Origin of the sequence: Veillonella sp. AF36-20BH (genome assembly GCF_003602765.1) — a bacterium.
In the GTDB taxonomy this organism is placed as follows: Bacteria; Bacillota; Negativicutes; order Veillonellales; family Veillonellaceae; genus Veillonella; species Veillonella hominis.
Genome location: NZ_QTLR01000004.1, coordinates 108,175 through 125,414 on the forward strand (window position 1 = coordinate 108,175; position 17,240 = coordinate 125,414).

Sequence of the window (17,240 nt, forward strand, 5' to 3'; positions counted from 1 at the left end):
CATGGAATGCATCGTTTTATTTATAAATAATTATGAATATCAACTACATGTGCCAGTATACTCATATATAGTATATAATCTATAAATTTCAGAGAAGGCTGTTAAACTCTGATAAACTTGCTAGTTTCCATATACCCCATAGAGTATTTTCTGTGTTATCCTATAGGTGTATACTGTGTTTACATTACGCAGGAGGTATATATGATTCCAATAGTTATCATATCCGGATTTCTAGGTTCTGGAAAAACAACATTCTTACAACATATACTAAAAGAACATACATCGAAAGATAAAATTCTTATTATAGAAAACGATTTTGGTGAAACTAGCCTCGATGCTGCTAATCTTGCAAAAACAGGGGCCACAGTCCGTGAAGTAACATCTGGCTGTATTTGCTGTAGCTTACAAGGAAATTTCCAACAAGCACTACTTGATATTCTGCAAAATTACAAAATCGATATGATCTACATCGAGCCATCAGGTGTTAGCAAGCTCAGTGAAATCATCCATACTTGTAACGACGAGGACATTGCAAAATCTGCTTACATTCACGCATCAATAACGACTGTCGATGCTATGCAAGCACCAATGTTTATCAAAAATTTTGGTCTTTTCTTCAAGGATCAAATCACTCATAGTGATGCGATTTTTTTGAGCCATACAGAAGATATTCAACAGACAAGCATTACAAAACGTATGATTCGCGACCTCGCGCCACATACACCAATTCATGAAGAAGCATGGGATACCATTGGTTTGCGTGATTACATCAAGCGCCTGTATCATTGTCATGATGATCAATGCTTACACGATGAACATTTATTTATGAGTCATACCTTTAAGGATTTGCGCACCCTTAGTCTTGCACAATGGAAAACCATTTTAGAAGGCATGCCTGATACAGTGCTTCGTGCCAAAGGGATTGTACCAACCACGGAAGGTCCTCACGAACTCCAATACGGCACTCATTACTGTTCGCTTTCACCTAGTGAAACTAATGACTATAGTTTAGTCGTTATCGGCACAGATTTTAATGTACCAATGGTACATAACGAAGTGTGTCAATCATGATACCAGTTTATATCGTTACAGGGTTTATTGGATCCGGTAAAAGCACGTTCATAAACGAACTATTACAATACCGTAAAAAGCTAGGCGGTACCGCAATAATCAGCGCCGAAGAAGGCAGTGAACCTCTCATCAAAGAGCCCTTACAACTCAATGCGGATGAACTCAGTGCCATTGTTCCTAGCGATATCAAGTCTTACGAATTGATAGCCTGTAAAATCGGGGATTATTTAAAACGACTACAGCCAAAAGAGCTATGGATTGAGTGGAATGGCATGGTAAGCTTTCATCAACTAGAAGCCTTACTATATAGCGATATATTAAGCCACCTATTACAAGTAGAAAAGGTATTGTATATTTGTACCGATCAATTTGTCTCAACCATACTCCCTGGTTTAGGTAATGATGTAATGAGTCAATTGTATAGTGCAGATTGTATTATCACAGAATCCAATACACATCACGCTTTACTACGTACCTACAACGGAGAGGCTAAAATTATAACAGCTCCTACACCAGAAAAAGTAGAACAACTGTGCCGGAATTCCACATGGGGACTCATTCCTAATCTATTAGTTATTGGTATTACAACCTATATACTGTTGGTCACAGCTTTTCGCCATGACATCCCCTATTCCATTCACCAATGCTTCGCCATAATCACGGGCCTCATCATCGAGGCCATTCCATTCCTTTTATTAGGCACGGTAGGCTCAACGATTATTCGCTATTTCGTACCACAACGAGTATTACTAAAACTGTTAGGTGACCATTCTTTGAAAAGCTATGGGGCTGCTATGGTCAGTGGCTTTGCCTTGCCAATTTGTGACTGTGCCATCATCCCCTTATTCAAGGCGCTAATAGATCGAGGCATCCCTTTATCAGTAGCTCTTTTATTTATGCTCGCTAGCCCGATTATCAACCCTATCACCATTCTTTCTACATGGTATGCGTTTCCTGACAATCCCATGCTCTCCGTATGGCGTATCGTTTTAGGACTAGGTGTTGCCTTGTTAGTAGCCCTATCGTTCCGATTTTGGCCTCCAGCCACATCTATTTTGAAAGCAAGAACACCACAGAATCTTAGCTACGAAGAAATCGTTTTAGAAACAACTAAAACTAAACATATCGATAAAAAAAGATTGTTAGTCCATATGGAACGAGAGTTTTCTCAACTCTTATTCTATTTTTCCATGGCGGCAACTGTACTATCTATAGTTCAAGTGTATGGCAAGCCTTGGCTTCTCAACGCAGGATTAACCTTGCCAGAATTTACAGCCATTCCAATTTTGCTGATGTTAGCATTCTTCTTTTCAATCTGCTCTACATCAGATGCCATCATCGGTAAATCCTTGAGCACCTTATTTCCTATTAGTTCCGTAATGGGCTTTCTCATCTTAGGTCCGATGTTAGATATCAAAAACGTATATATATTAAAACAATATATGCCTACCTCATTTATCATACGATTAAGTATAACGATTGCCGTTATGTCCTATATAGCAGCATTAGTATTCAAATTCTTTCTTAGCTAATTTACAAATTTTTATAATCATTATCTCAGTTCTTAATTAATTAAAAGGAGATGATTTCATGACATTAGGACTGAAAGATCGCTTTTCTATCGTGAAAGGTCTATTGTATCTCATCTTAGGTATCTGTTGTATTTACCTCATTGTGACAGGTCGTTATTTGAACTATATTGCACCTCGTTATGAACTTTTACTAGGTATTAGTGGCGTTGCCCTTATTTTAGGCGGTTTAGCGACGATTATTTGGGCTCCGTCAAAATACTACAAACATAACTGGAAATCTATCGTTCCGATTATTATTCCTATTATGTTGCTCATCGTTCCTCCTGTTCTTGTACCATCAACAGGCGTTCATGGTGCCGCTCGTGTAAACGATGATACTAACAATTTTGACTTTACAAACGATGCTATTGGAGAGGTTGTCACCGTTAACAGTGAAAGTAAAGAGCCAGGAATTTCCAAGGACAAAAAAGAAATCGTTTTGAACTCAGACAATTTCTATCAAACCATTGTAAAAGTTGGATCTAATGCGGATCAATATAAAGACTACACAGTTTATATGACAGGCTATGTGAACCGCGAAGATAATACATTAAAATCTAACGAATTTACTATTTCTCGTATGGCTATGGCTTGTTGTATTGCTGACGTTGCCCCTATTGGCATGACAGCCTATAAAACAGATGGTGATAGCTTACAAAATGAACAATGGGTATCGATTGAAGGAAAGGTTTCTACGCGAGACTTCCACGGTCGTAAACAACCATATGTAGAGATTACAAAAATCAAATCTGCAGAACCTATATTAGGCTATGTATACCCTTAAGAATTACATAAAAAACGAGGCTTAACGCCTCGTTTTTAATAGGAATGATTCTGTTAAATAAAATAACCTATATTTTATAATTCAATGTCTATATGAATCTACAACAAATTGATGCCTTATAATAATTATAATAATTATTATACTTATTCTAGTTATTCTAATTATAATAGTTATTAAAACGTTCTATTAGTGCTGTAATTCTTTAATAATTCTCTTGCCAAGAGATGCTGCTACAGCGCACAAGAAAATGTCTGGGCCAACTGGGATTAGGAAGCAAGTAATAATGACAGCTTCCACACCAATCGGCTTACCTAAATACAGATTCATAATAAAGTATAGGTACACCATGCCAAGACCATATACAATAAATAGATTTAATATGGATCCGGCTAGCAAACGTTTGAACGATAGTGTATCCATTGTCTCTGCAATGCGTCCTACTGCATACACACCAACCATAAAGCCAATTAAATAACCAAAGGTAGGTTGCAAAATATAACTAGGACCTCCACCAGATGTAAAAATAGGAACCCCAACAAGGCCTAGTACAATATAAATGCCAACACTAGCGGCACCTAAACGACTACCTAAAACAATGCCCGCTAATGTAGTAAATAAGATTTGCAATGTAAACGGACAATTCGGTAATGGGACCCGTATGAAAGCACCAACCGCGATTAGCGCCACAAAGAGTGCTGTCATCGTTAACTGACGGGTGGTAATGCGAGTTTGTTTTGATACAGTAGAGCTCATGGTATACCTCCATTCATAACAGACCTAAGCAGGAATTTGTGCTATCAATGGAGAATAAAAGTCCAAGATAACACGGAAACAAACTACTAACTATCTAAATTAAAGCACTTGTATTTTTAATTGTCAACTATAATGGTTGACTTTTAGTTTACTATATAGTCTAATACTATATATACTATGTTTTTAGTACTTTTTAATTTTGACTATAGCTAATAGTTATTATCAATAGTTCATAATAACTAAAAGATATACTCATCTTCATACAAAAACCATCTAATTTCACCTTATTTTCATACAACAAGATTAAATTATACATAAGTAGATTGAGTAAAATCTACTTTCACAAAATCGTAACTAAACGAAAATTATAATTTGGTATCAGGAGGCATTGCTTATGAAAAATGTTAAGAAAGTATCCAAAGTACTATGTGCATTTGGCGTTAGTACAGTATTATTAGCAGGTGTAGTTGGTGCAGCTAGCAACCATGGTTACAACAACCATAGCAACTGGAATGGTGTTGGTAGCGTTGCTCCATCCGCACAAGCTAACTATTCTGTTGACTATATGGGCGCTGTTACAGTATTCCAACAACAATTCCCTGGCGCTACTGTAAAATCTATTTCCTATGATGCAAAACATAATCCTTACTATGAAGTAGAAGGTTATTATGGCAACCGTGAAGTAGAGCTTAAAGTAGACGAAGCATCTGGTCAAATCGTTGGTAAAGAAGTAAAAGGTTACTCCAAAGCTTCTAAAACAATTAACGTTCAAAACATCATCATTCCTGAAGTAGCTGAAACAAAAGCTATGGAAAAAGTTGGTTCTGATTTCCAAACTATGGATTGGACTGTTGAACGTGAAAACGGCAGAGTTGTATATGAATTTGATATGACAACTGGCGGCGGTAAAAATGCTGAAGTTAAAGTAGACGCTACATCCGGCAAAGTTATTAGCGCTAAAGTTAAAAACACAAAATACTAAGATTTTCATTTCATCAAGTGAAACCCTATCCTAACCCACTTAGATGACACACTACACATATAACACACATACTATACACACTGTATCCTTTGGATACACTCTCTAACACACTCTCAGAGAGTCCGTAACACTAACCACGGACTCCCTAAATCCTATCTCACACAATAGGAAAACGGTCTGTGCTCACACACCACAGACCAAACGTTACACACACTATACTCCCTTAAAGGCCTTGGATCATTAAATCCAAGGTCTTTTTATGCCCATTCTATCAAGGTTGTATTACACCTACACAACATTTCATTCTTATAAAGACAACACACACTAATAACAAAAAAGCCTCCCAGTGGGAGGCCTTTTGCATAAGTTTTATAGGTTTGATAGTTATGTGTTCTATTTCTTAAGCAAAATTCAGCTTAAGGATGTCATTTGTAAGTTTTGAAGGTTTGATCTATAGTTTTCCAAACAAGAGGTACGAAAATTATGCTTTATCTAAAGCTTGTGCCAAGTCTTCGATGATATCATCGATATTTTCAAGGCCGATGGATACACGGATCATATCTGGTGTTACGCCAGCAGATTTTTGTTGTTCTTCGTTAAGTTGTGCATGTGTTGTGGATGCAGGATGGATAACAAGAGATTTAGCATCTGCTACATTGGCAAGGTTGGAGAAGATTTCCAAGGAGTCAACAAGTTTAATACCTGCTTCTTTACCACCTTTTACACCGAATGTGAATACTGCACCAACACCTTTAGGGAAGTATTTATCAGCTAATGCTTTGTATTTGCTGTCTTCTAATTCTGGATAGCTTACCCATGCTACTTTAGGATGTTTGCTCAAGAAATCTACTACTTTACGAGCATTTTCTACGTGACGTTCTACGCGCAAGGACAATGTTTCAATACCTTGCAATATTTGCCATGCTGCAAGTGGAGTAATGCATGCACCAGTATCGCGAAGTAATTGAGCACGAATTTTTACAGTGAATGGGATTGGCAAATCACCAAATACTAAACCATTGTAGTGTTCGTCACCTTCGGAGAAGCCAGGGTATTTACCAGAACCTTTATAGTCGAATTTACCAGATTCTACAACTACGCCAGCCAATGTTGTACCGTGACCACCAAGGTATTTAGTAGCAGAATGTACAACTACGTCAGCACCATGTTCTAATGGACGGAATAAGTATGGAGATGCAAATGTGTTATCTACGATCAAGATGATATTGTGCTTATGTGCAATATCAGCTATAGCTTGTACATCGATAAGATTAATACCAGGGTTACCAATAGATTCGATATAAACGGCTTTAGTCTTTTCATCGATAGCTGCTTCAAATTCTTCCAAATGATCCGGATTTACGAATTTAGTTTGAATCCCCAAGCGAGGCAATGTAGCAGTAAACAAATTATAAGTACCACCATACAATGTGGATGCAGCAACAATATTATCACCAGCATCTGCTACATTTAAAATAGAGTACGTAACCGCTGCAGAACCAGATGCTACTGCAATACCAGCAGCACCGCCTTCAAGTTCTGCCACTCGAGCATCTAATACATCTGTAGTAGGATTGCCAAGGCGAGAGTAAATACCACCAGGATTAGTCAATGCAAAACGACCTGCGGCTTCCTCAGCATCTTTAAATACGAAAGATGTAGTTTGATAAATCGGTACTGCACGAGAACCTGTTGGATCCACCGTATGACCAGCATGTAATTGTAATGTTTCAAATCTGTATTGTTTACTCATTATAATAACTCCTTTATATTAACTATATTTTAAGTTCGTTCTTTATGCCTAGTATAGTACTATGTTTTAAAAAATATGTCTACTATTTTTTATATTCTTTTCTCCATAACTTTAAACTATGGTGGACAAAGGAGGATAAAAGCTTTTACCAAAACCGCTAAAGCGAACTAAGTCATTTATGAGAAATAAAATCCCCTAATTACTTCCAAAGAACTAGCTCCCTTGAGAGATGTTAGAAGTAATTAGGGGTACATAGTACTATCAATAGATTAGAAATAAGTACTTACATTTAGATGTAAGCGCCTAAATTTTTATCCCGTTCAAATTTCATTTTTTGGATTTGTTCAATAATGTACGGTGTTTCTTGGTATACATAGTAGTTTAACCAGTTTGTAAATAAAAGTGTACTTACAGAGCGCCAGCGCACGATGGGACGTTGTTTCGGATCATTATCTGGGAAGTAGTTTTCAGGAACTGCAATATCCATACCTTTTTTGATATCCCGCACGTACTCACGGTTAAGTGTGTCCCAATCGTATTCGGCATGACCAAATACAAAGATATGTTTATTATCTAAGCTACGAACGATAGCAGCACCTGTTGGTTCAGACCCAGCCAAAAGTTCCAAGTCACGATTTTCCTTAATTTGTTGCAACGAAACTGTGGTGTGACGAGAATGTGGCATCCAAAACTTTTCATCAAATCCACGCATGAGTACTGGTCGATCATTATAAATATCATGTTCGTAAACACCGAATAATTTCTCATCCATAATAGATTTGTTAATACCAAAGTGATGATATAAACCAGCTTGAGCTCCCCAACATATATAGAAGGTCGAATATACATGTTCTTCGCCCCAGTTCATGATTTCTACGAGTTCAGACCAATAGTCTACCTCTTCAAAAGGCATTAACTCTACAGGAGCACCGGTAATAATCATACCATCAAAGAACTGGTCTTTTACCTCATCAAAGGTGCGGTAGAAGGTTTCTAAATATTGTTCATCTGTATTTTTAGCCTTACGAGATGCAGTATGTAACAATGTTAAATTAACTTGCAATGGGCTATTACTGAGAGCACGCAAAATTTGTGTCTCCGTCACTTCTTTAGTAGGCATCAAATTGACTAGCAAAATTTGCAAAGGTCGGATCTGTTGATTCTCCGCCCGTTCAGTATCCATAACGAAAATATTCTCTTGAGCTAATTTCGTAATGGCCGGTAAATTTTTTATTACTTTAATAGGCATAATGTCACCTCTACATATTCTACAATTTGATAACCTAATCTAATTAAAAGCCCTTAGCCTCATAGGCACGGCGCCAAGATTCGAGCCCTTCTTCTAATATTTTACGAGGACAAGCAACATTAATGCGTTCAAAGTCCTCCCCATCGATGCCAAACATAGAACCCGTATCGAGCCATAGCTTGGCATCATTGATGATCCATTCGTCTCGCTCTTTAGGGCTCAGCGACAATTGAGAGCAATCTAGCCACATGAGATATGTCCCTTCAGGACGATATACATGAATCTTTGGCATATATTTTGCTATATAGTCGATGGTAAATTGAATATTATCTTGAATATATTCTTTCAATTCATCAAGCCAAGGAGCCCCCACTTTGTAGGCTCCTTCACAGCCAACGATCCCCATCGTATTCAACTGGCTATAACCAGCACGATCTATTTCTTTGATAAAACGGCGGCGTAAGGAATCATTGGGAATGAAAATATTACTTACTTGTAAGCCTGCAATGTTGAAGGTCTTACTAGGTGCTGTACATACAATACAGTGTTCTGCATAGCTTTCACCAAGGTCCGCAAATACCTTGTGCGTATGCCCTTTCCATACAAAATCCGCATGAATTTCATCGCTCACGATGAGCACATTGTGTTTAATACAAATATCGCCGAGGCGTTTTAACTCGTCTTCAGTCCACACGCGCCCTACTGGATTATGGGGGTTACACAAGAGGAATAATGTTATATTCTCCTCAATGATTGCACGCTCGATGCCTTCAAAATCGATAGTGTATTTTTCTTCGCCTTTGATGAGTGGCACATTGATAAGACGCCGATTGTTGTCATCAATAACCATGCTAAATGGGTAGTACACCGGTTGCTTGATGAGCACACCTTCCCCCTCCTTGGTGAAAGCTCGAACCGCCATCGCCAAAGAAAATACGATACCAGGCGTTTTAACAAGCCATTTTTGTTCTGGAGTCCAATTAAAACGTGTAGTAAACCAATTCTTTAACACATCGAAATACTCATCATCAGATTCGGTATAACCAAATACGCCATGGTTTACGCGGTCCAATAAAATTTGCTTTAATTCAGGGGGAATTTCAAAATCCATATCCGCTACCCAGAATGGTAACACATCAGCTGGTTTACCGCGCTTAACAGCAAAATCATATTTTAAAGATTTCGTGTGCGTTCTATCTAAAATTTGATCAAAGTTATATTGTCCCATAGGAACTCCTTTATTTATTAAAAGCTTGTTCCAAGTCTGCAATCAAGTCTTCTGTATCTTCAATCCCTACAGATAAACGCAACAAACGACGTGTAATACCTTTACGTTCTGCATCTTCAGGTTTTAAATCTGGATGTGTTTGCGTTACAGGATATGTCAACAAGGATTCTGTACCACCAAGACTTTCAGCGAATTGAATAAGCTTAATACCTTCTAATACTTGTTTAGCCGTTTCTTCGCTGTCTACTTCAAAGGATAGCATGCCTCCAAAGCCTGTTGTTTGAGCTTTATTGATTTCATAACCAGGATGTTCTGGAAGGCCTGGGAACAAAACTTTAGTTACTTTTGGTTGTTTTTTTAGCCATTCAGCAAGAGCAATGGCATTCTTTTGATGTTGCTCCATGCGTAGAGCCAATGTTTTTACACCGCGAATAACGAGCCAGCTATCCATAGCAGATAAACATGCACCTACGGTTTTATATGTTAAACGCAATTTTGCAGCGATTTCTTCGTCTTTTACAATAGTAAAACCAGAAATTACATCGTGATGACCACCGATGAATTTTGTACCACTATGAACAACAATATCGGCACCCAAGGTCAATGGTTTTTGGAAGTATGGGCTCAAGAAGGTATTGTCGATGATTACTAGCGCATTGCGTTCGTGAGCCAATGCACAAAGTGCACGAATATCGGTTATCTCCATCATAGGATTTGTTGGTGTTTCAATATATACAGCCTTTGTATTCGGTTTAAAAGCCGCTTTCACCGCATCAAGATCAGAAGTGCCTACATACGTAAACTCGATACCATTTTGCTCGTAAATATTCGTGAACATGCGGATAGAGCCACCATACAAATCATCACCCAAGATGATATGATCCCCAGGGGAGAATAGATGGAATACTGCGTCCACAGCTGCCATACCGGAGGAAAATGCCAATGCATCTGTACCTTCTTCAAGGCCAGCTATCAATTGTTCCAAACGGTCGCGCGTTGGATTAGACTCGCGCGAATATTGATAACCTGTTGTATCCCCCAACTTTGGATGGGAAAATGTACTAGACATATAGATTGCAGGGGAAATGGCACCAGTGCTATCTGGTTTGCCACTGCCGTGAACACATTTTGTATTAAATTTCATTCCTATCAACTCCTCATATTTGTATACAATATATTAATTATAAAAGTAGACAATGATTACGGTCAACAAAAATGGGCACTCATAGGTCTTGAGTGCCCTTAAAAGGTCATATATATTTTGAATGGGTTGTCATAACTATAAGTTAAGTTCACCTAATATTTAGTGCGTTTTGTAATAAGTAATGCCAAAATTATACCTAATGACGAAGTTACCAATTGCGGCCAACTAGATACGAAAAGCATGGTATTTACAATCTTTGGTGGAAATTGGAACAAGGAGAAGAACAAGGAATACCCTCCAAAGAGTACGCCGGCTTTTACCAAAGCAGCCACAATGATAAGCAATGCCTTTGGTTTATGTTGTAACCAGTGAGCTACGAATACATACGCAGTCGTACCAAGAGCCGTAATCAAAATAAATGGTGGCAACGGCAACATACCTTGTAAATGCGCTACTACTGGAGCAATCCAAGCGATGACGAGTCCATTCTTCCAACCATAGCGCCACGTTGCAAGCACAAATGTAGCAGATGTAATGGAACCGATGAGGAACATACTCACCTGGTTTGGAATAAATGGAAACATGAGGCGCAAGCTTTGCGCCAATAAGGCAACGGCCAACAAGAGACCTGTACCTGTAATAGATTTTGTAGACATAAGAACCTCCTACTATACGATATAGATTTTTCAAGAGGTACCTACCTCATATATTAAAACTAAGCTTCTACAAATAATAAACGTGCCCGATCATATACCCAATTATAAACATACGTATAACCTAATATGACTAATGTCATCGTTATATCTGTAACAAAGGCCATCCAAAAGCTCATATGCATCATGTACATAATAATCGGTACTGTAGCAAGCATAAACAAACCTTCAAACAACACCGCATGAACTGTACGGATTACAGGACCTCGTGCTAATCGATCACCTGGTACTAGTTTATCAAATATCCAGTTAAACACAAAATTCCAAACCATAGCCAGTAAGGAAAAAATAACCATCAAAGCAAGAGGCTGACCCTCATGAGGAACAAACTGCATCACCGACCAGCCAATCATAACACAGCCCACCTCATATAAAATCGACTGTACAACACGCTCTGTAGCAGACATAATAATAAACCACCTCCATCAGAAAACCCAAAAAAGATATTTACTATCACGTCAATATTATATTTATTTTTTTAGATTTGTCGAGTATTGCCATTTTAAGATAGAAGAAGCCGCCATATGTCTGTCCAGCGACTTGCCCGCCCGAAGTGAGTTATGCCATTTTCGGATATAAGGAAAGCCCCTCGTAGTGTTCTGTAAGCTCGACTTGCTTTTTCCAAAGTGAGTATTGCCATTTCAGGATAAAAAAGCCGCCATATGTCTGTCCAGCGACTTGCAGCGAATGGAGCGCAGAGAGACATATGGCGGCGGAAAGCTATCCTAAAAGTGGCATTACGAACTGAATCCATGGAATACCCACCACAATGAATATAGCAAGGTAGATAATCCCAAAGATAGCACCTAGTTTCCAAAATTCAGGACCTTTATTATAGCCACTAGCAAACCAAATCGGGCTATGACCAGTACCATAAGGGGTAAGAATCCCCATAATCCCCATTGGTACTAAAAGAATCAACATAACTTGAGCTGGATCAACACCAGGAATCTGAAGAATTAAAGTAGCAAACAAACCTACCATAGCTGTTACATAAGCGGTGCCAGAAGCAAAGAAGTAACGAAGTAAGCAAAATGCTAATAACAAGCCAAGAACAGCCATTGTTGGATCTAAAGAAACTAAAGAACCACCTGCAGATTTAGCAAGCCATTCCAAGAATCCTACATTTTTAAGCCCCGAAGCCATAGGCACAAGTGTGGCAAACCAAGTCAACACATTCCATGCTGGTTTGTTAGCAAGGAAATCTTGCCAAGTCATAATCTTAGTAAAAATCATCAAGATAATAACAATTAAAGCCGTTGTAGTTGGGTTGATTTTAAATGTAGAAGCACCAATCCACAATACGAGAGCCAATACAGAAATCAAGGCCATGAAGATTTCACTGCGTGTCATGGAGCCTAATTTCTTATATTCATCCTTTGCCCATGCTGCAATTTCAGGGGAACCTTTTACCTCTGGTTTGCAGAATACATACGTCAACAATGGTGTAATGATAAATAGAATAATACCTACTGGCAAGAATGCTAAGAACCATGTACCCCAGTTGGCAGCTACGATACCCGACTTAGCAGACAATTCAAGAGCCAATGGATTTGGCGCCGCACCAGTCAAGAAAATAGAACTAGATACACAAGTTGTTGCCAATGCTACCCAGTTCAAATAGGAACCAATTTTACGAGGATTCTTGTCGGGGTAAGAATCGAACATCGGACAAATACTAGATACAATTGGATAAATCGTACCACCAGAACGAGCCGCATTACTTGGAATAAATGGAGCCAACACAAGGTCAGTAATAGCAATAGCATACCCAAGGCCTAAAGAGGACTTTCCAAGCTTGGCTACGAGGAACAATGCAATACGTCGACCAAGACCAGAATTTTCATAACCGATACCGATCATAAATGCTGCGAATATCAACCACACGATAGCATTAGAGAAACCGCTAAGTCCCCAGCTGATAGCTTGGGCATCCGTAATAGCCTTTGCTACACCAGTTGCTTTGTCTATAATAGGTGCTGGACCAACCTTAAATAACATAGATACGGTAACAGCAATGATACCGATGAAAGCTGGTGGCATTGGTTCTAAAATCAACCCCACCACAAGGCCTGCAAAAATACTTACATAAATCCAAGAATTTGCGCTAAGACCTTCAGGAGCACCGATGAGCCATACAAGAATAGCTACTACAAGCGGTGCAAATAATTTCCAATTCAACTTCATTAAGAACACTCCTTACTAAAAATAAAACTGCAAAATTGCTAATACAGTATAGCAGAATTTTTTTAGTGAGAATATAATATTCGTCATAATACTTATTGATTAATACTAAACTTTTAGTAATAGTTTTTACTAGATATTTTTGGTTTTATACAATACAATATAAATATCGAAAATTATTAATTTAACTAAAATTACTGAAAGGATTTAAATGAAACCTTTTATACGCTATATAAAATCTTTATGGTTTCCAGTCATTATCGTATCAATTCTTTCGTTACTCACCGTGGCAGGCACATTATATATACCAACCTTAACGGCCACAATCATCAACGATGGCGTAGATATTCGCGACGTATCTCGTGAAAGCTTACACAACACGGTAGGCATGGTACTGCAAGATACTTGGATTTTTACCGGCACTATCACAGAACAAGGAACACACCACGAACTCATCAAACGCGGTGGTCACTATGCGGTGGTCACTATAAAGAACTATACGAAAACTATGTGGCAGGAATAAGTATATAAAATTCAGGATTGCCATTAACATCAATGTGAAGGGTTCCATATCCATCATTGATATCTTTCGTCATTTCATATATAGTAACCATAGAAGCAGAATTACTGGTCTGACTACCTGTACCTTTATGTACAGCAGCAGCAGTAATTCTGCTTTTTATTATAATATATAATTTCATATAAATTAAAATCATTAGGTGAAACCCTTATTTTATTCAAACCTTGTTCCGTAGTTAACCTAATAGCACCTAAATCAAACAAATCAAAATCATGTGACGACCCATGACACGCAGCTTGATAGTACTGATAATTATATTGTTTTTGAAGCTTGTCTAAATCTTTTTCGTTTAGTATACTATTGTTAATCATAAACTGATTAACACTCATTTGTCCGCTTGATTGGACGTTATTGACTGTTAATTGGTTTATTTTTTGTATTACCATACAATAGAATTATAGGAAAAAAGAACCACCGATAAGCTGCAACTTATCGGTGGTTCTCTTATTTATTCACCTTTTGGTACAAACCATAAACCGTTATTATTTTTTTCCATGTAATCCTTAAATTCTTGAGAATGATAAGCTGCTACAATGTCTTTTGCCCATTGAGCCTCTTTGTTTTTCTCGTTTACTACAAGTTGTAATAACCATTGTGGCAATACATCTTCATTTGCCAATGCAGATTTAGGATCAATTTTTGCATTATAAATAATAGCTCCTGTAATAACAATATAATCAAAATCAGTACGTACAGAAGGAATTGTAAGGGACTTCATTTCTGTAAATTTAAGATGTTTAGGATTTTCAATAATATCTGCTTGTGTGACTGTCGCTAAGTCTTTATTAGGATCAAGTTTAATCCAACCGATTTTTTGCAACAACGCATAGGCACGAGCCATGTTAGACGCATCATTAGGAACTGCAATAGTATCGCCATCAGCTACTTGATCTAAAGATGTCTTAGAACCACTAAAGATACCAGCTGGCACTGTTGGAATTGGGGTCAATGCTACAAGATGACCATTTTGTTTTTCGTTGAAGTTTTTCATGTATGCTGTATGTTGTTCAACATTAAAATCAACTTCACCATCACTCAATACTTGGTCTGCTTGTACCAAGTCAGACATATCTACACCTTTGAAGGTATAGCCTTGTTTTTCTAAAATTGGTTTTACACCTTTTTCAAACAATTCAGAATAAGGGCCTTGAGATTTACTATAGGTTAATTCTTTTTTAGCACCATTATCGCTATTATTAGAGCCGCAACCTGCGATAAAAGCTACGCTAAATACTAATGCCATACCAAGGGCAAGGAATTTTTTAAATTTCATAGTACATTCTCCTATACTTTCACAATCCATATAACTAAAATCTATTTCATCAAATTAGGAACGACGCGCACGACGTGCAAAGTAGTTACCTATTGTTTGAATAATTTGAACAAAAATAATTAAAATAACAACGGTAAATAGCATCAATGGGAAGTTCAACCGTTCATAACCATAGGTAAGAGCCAAGTCACCTACACCACCTGCACCAATGGCACCAGCCATAGCAGTAGCACCGATAAGACCTATAGTACCTGTTGTAATGGATAAGATAAGCGATCCCTTTGCCTCTGGTAAAAGGAAATGCCAAATCACCTCAAAATGAGAGGCCCCCATAGACTGTGCAGCCTCAATAATGCCTTTATTGACCTCTAAAATAGAGTTTTCAAAGAGTCGAGCAAGATACGGCGCAATGAATATAACAAGCGGTACAATAGCCGCCGTTGTGCCCACACGAGTACCAACAATCATCTTAGTCAACGGTAAGATAAACACCATCAAGATGATAAATGGTACGGAACGCACGATATTAACAATTGTATTTGTAATGGTATAAACAACACTATTTTTAACAATCCCATTAGGATTTGTTACCACCAGTGTAACTGCAATAATTAACCCTAGTATTGTACCAATGAATAGAGATAGGAACACCATATATAATGTTTGTTCTGCAGCTAGTAATAACTGCGAACCGGGAACGCCAAGTTCTTGCATAAAGAAATTCATTATAGTGCCACCTCCTGCCATTCAATGCCTTGTGTCACAAGATACTCTTTTACCTTGCCCACTTCAAGATCATCACCAATGAACTGAACGATGAAAATTCCAAGTACCGTATGCTCTAACTCTGTTACCGTAGCAAACAACACACTCGTTTCTAAATCAAAAGTTTTATTAATATGATATAGCACATTATCAGTTGTATTATTTCCTAAGAAGTGCATTTTAAGTATTGTGTAAGGCCTTTTATCACAAGCCAAGGTATGTTTAACTGTAGATGGGATTTCATCAGGAATAACAGTCCTAACAAATCGTTTTGTTGTTTCATGCTTAGGTTTACTAAACACCTCAAGTACAGAACCTCTCTCGATAAGCTTCCCATGTTCCATAACTACAACGCGATTACATATCTTTTGGATTACATCTATCTCATGAGTTACGATAACGACTGTTACCCCTAGTTCACGATTAACGCGTTCTAATAATTGAAGAATAGACTCTGTTGTATCTGGATCAAGAGCACTTGTTGCTTCATCGCAAAGCAGAATTGATGGATCTGTAGCCAACGCACGAGCAATACCAACGCGCTGCTTTTGACCACCAGATAATTCTCCTGGATAGGCATTTGCTTTATCACCTAAATCAACAAAGTCTAACAAGGTTTTAACCTTATTATCAATCTCTGATTTAGGAACTTTATTTAGAATTAATGGAATCGCCACATTATCATACACAGATTTAGCATTCAATAAATTGAACTGTTGAAACACCATGCCGATGCGCTTACGAACCTTTCTGAGCTCGTTAAAACTTAAACCATTGATATTCACACCATCTATTTCAACATGACCAGAGGTAGGTACCTCTAAAGCATTAATCATGCGTAACAGTGTAGATTTACCGGCTCCACTAAAGCCAATAATGCCAAATATGTCGCCTTTTTCTATGGTAAAGTTTACATCAGATAATGCAGTAACCTTTTGCTTATTAACATCAAACTCTTTCGTTACATTTCGTATAGCAATCACTGTACCACCTCTTTTCCTACAATTCAGTAGGAATTAATTTTAAATTTAAAACATATCTATAAGGTATGATTTAATTATGTACTTAGATTACTACAATTTATAAGGACTGTCAAACCAAAAAAGAACCTCACCAGTTAAAAGGTTGAGGTTCTTTTATTATATAGCTCTTATCTTATAAGGGTTCACATCCCTATTTATCTAATTTTA

Annotated in this window: 16 protein-coding genes and 1 pseudogene; 5 read left to right on the top strand and 12 right to left on the bottom strand. The window is 37.7% G+C overall.

The features are described from left to right. Positions 1-201: 201 nt before the first annotated feature. From DW000_RS06320 to DW000_RS06330, 3 genes are read left to right on the top strand one after another with little or no spacing between them, the layout of a single operon-like run. A complete protein-coding gene (locus DW000_RS06320) occupies positions 202-1,071 on the top strand; it encodes a GTP-binding protein (RefSeq protein ID WP_120055644.1) in 870 nt (289 codons plus the stop codon). Beyond that, positions 1,068-2,603 carry a permease gene (locus DW000_RS06325; RefSeq protein ID WP_120055646.1) on the top strand — a complete coding sequence of 512 codons (1,536 nt, stop codon included), beginning with the start codon at positions 1,068-1,070 and terminating at the stop codon, positions 2,601-2,603. Before DW000_RS06320 ends, DW000_RS06325 begins: the two co-directional genes overlap by 4 nt. A gap of 58 nt (positions 2,604-2,661) precedes the next feature. Continuing rightward, positions 2,662-3,426, top strand: coding sequence for a TIGR03943 family protein (locus DW000_RS06330; RefSeq protein ID WP_008602964.1), 765 nt, complete (start codon positions 2,662-2,664; stop codon positions 3,424-3,426). 186 nt (positions 3,427-3,612) lie between these two features. On the opposite strand, the gene DW000_RS06335 is transcribed toward DW000_RS06330, so the two are convergent. After that, positions 3,613-4,179, bottom strand: a complete 567-nt coding sequence (locus DW000_RS06335; RefSeq protein ID WP_120055648.1) for a biotin transporter BioY — start codon at positions 4,177-4,179, stop codon at positions 3,613-3,615. A 394-nt stretch (positions 4,180-4,573) separates the two neighbouring features. Here DW000_RS06335 and DW000_RS06340 point away from each other — a divergent pair, with 394 nt between their 5' ends. Then, the gene (locus DW000_RS06340; protein WP_008602968.1) at positions 4,574-5,161 is read left to right on the top strand and encodes a PepSY domain-containing protein; all 588 of its coding nucleotides are present in this window, start codon (positions 4,574-4,576) and stop codon (positions 5,159-5,161) included. Positions 5,162-5,642: 481 nt separating this feature from the next. Here the strand turns inward: DW000_RS06340 and DW000_RS06345 are convergent, their stop codons facing one another. The 7 genes from DW000_RS06345 to DW000_RS06375 all read right to left on the bottom strand — a co-directional run bounded on the left by DW000_RS06345 (position 5,643) and on the right by DW000_RS06375 (position 13,435). Further along, positions 5,643-6,914, bottom strand: a complete 1,272-nt coding sequence (locus tag DW000_RS06345; RefSeq protein WP_008715345.1) for an O-acetylhomoserine aminocarboxypropyltransferase/cysteine synthase family protein — start codon at positions 6,912-6,914, stop codon at positions 5,643-5,645. A 289-nt stretch (positions 6,915-7,203) separates the two neighbouring features. Further along, complete coding sequence (gene metA / locus DW000_RS06350) at positions 7,204-8,163, bottom strand: homoserine O-succinyltransferase (RefSeq protein WP_004697897.1); 960 nt, start codon at positions 8,161-8,163, stop codon at positions 7,204-7,206. A gap of 43 nt (positions 8,164-8,206) precedes the next feature. Continuing rightward, positions 8,207-9,391: a MalY/PatB family protein gene (locus DW000_RS06355; RefSeq protein WP_120055650.1), complete on the bottom strand. Its 1,185-nt coding sequence runs from the start codon at positions 9,389-9,391 to the stop codon at positions 8,207-8,209. A gap of 10 nt (positions 9,392-9,401) precedes the next feature. Further along, positions 9,402-10,535: a PLP-dependent aspartate aminotransferase family protein gene (locus DW000_RS06360; protein ID WP_038125772.1), complete on the bottom strand. Its 1,134-nt coding sequence runs from the start codon at positions 10,533-10,535 to the stop codon at positions 9,402-9,404. Between the two features lie 152 nt (positions 10,536-10,687). Further along, positions 10,688-11,191: a hypothetical protein gene (locus DW000_RS06365; protein WP_008602979.1), complete on the bottom strand. Its 504-nt coding sequence runs from the start codon at positions 11,189-11,191 to the stop codon at positions 10,688-10,690. Positions 11,192-11,250: 59 nt separating this feature from the next. Continuing rightward, on the bottom strand, positions 11,251-11,655 hold the full coding sequence (locus DW000_RS06370) for a PACE efflux transporter (protein WP_008715339.1): 405 nt from the start codon (positions 11,653-11,655) through the stop codon (positions 11,251-11,253). A 313-nt stretch (positions 11,656-11,968) separates the two neighbouring features. After that, the gene (locus DW000_RS06375) at positions 11,969-13,435 is read right to left on the bottom strand and encodes a DASS family sodium-coupled anion symporter (RefSeq protein WP_120055652.1); all 1,467 of its coding nucleotides are present in this window, start codon (positions 13,433-13,435) and stop codon (positions 11,969-11,971) included. A gap of 208 nt (positions 13,436-13,643) precedes the next feature. Here DW000_RS06375 and DW000_RS09895 point away from each other — a divergent pair. Continuing rightward, a pseudogene (locus DW000_RS09895) lies at positions 13,644-13,865 on the top strand (hypothetical protein); the annotation flags it as partial. A 73-nt stretch (positions 13,866-13,938) separates the two neighbouring features. Here the strand turns inward: DW000_RS09895 and DW000_RS06385 are convergent. The 4 genes from DW000_RS06385 to DW000_RS06400 all read right to left on the bottom strand — a co-directional run bounded on the left by DW000_RS06385 (position 13,939) and on the right by DW000_RS06400 (position 17,033). Continuing rightward, a complete protein-coding gene (locus DW000_RS06385; RefSeq protein WP_012863840.1) occupies positions 13,939-14,148 on the bottom strand; it encodes a hypothetical protein in 210 nt (69 codons plus the stop codon). Positions 14,149-14,460: 312 nt separating this feature from the next. After that, on the bottom strand, positions 14,461-15,285 hold the full coding sequence (locus tag DW000_RS06390; RefSeq protein WP_008602988.1) for a MetQ/NlpA family ABC transporter substrate-binding protein: 825 nt from the start codon (positions 15,283-15,285) through the stop codon (positions 14,461-14,463). Between the two features lie 54 nt (positions 15,286-15,339). Next, complete coding sequence (locus DW000_RS06395) at positions 15,340-16,011, bottom strand: methionine ABC transporter permease (RefSeq protein WP_120055654.1); 672 nt, start codon at positions 16,009-16,011, stop codon at positions 15,340-15,342. Then, complete coding sequence (locus DW000_RS06400; protein ID WP_118091044.1) at positions 16,011-17,033, bottom strand: ATP-binding cassette domain-containing protein; 1,023 nt, start codon at positions 17,031-17,033, stop codon at positions 16,011-16,013. Before DW000_RS06400 ends, DW000_RS06395 begins: the two co-directional genes overlap by 1 nt. Positions 17,034-17,240: the final 207 nt, after the last annotated feature.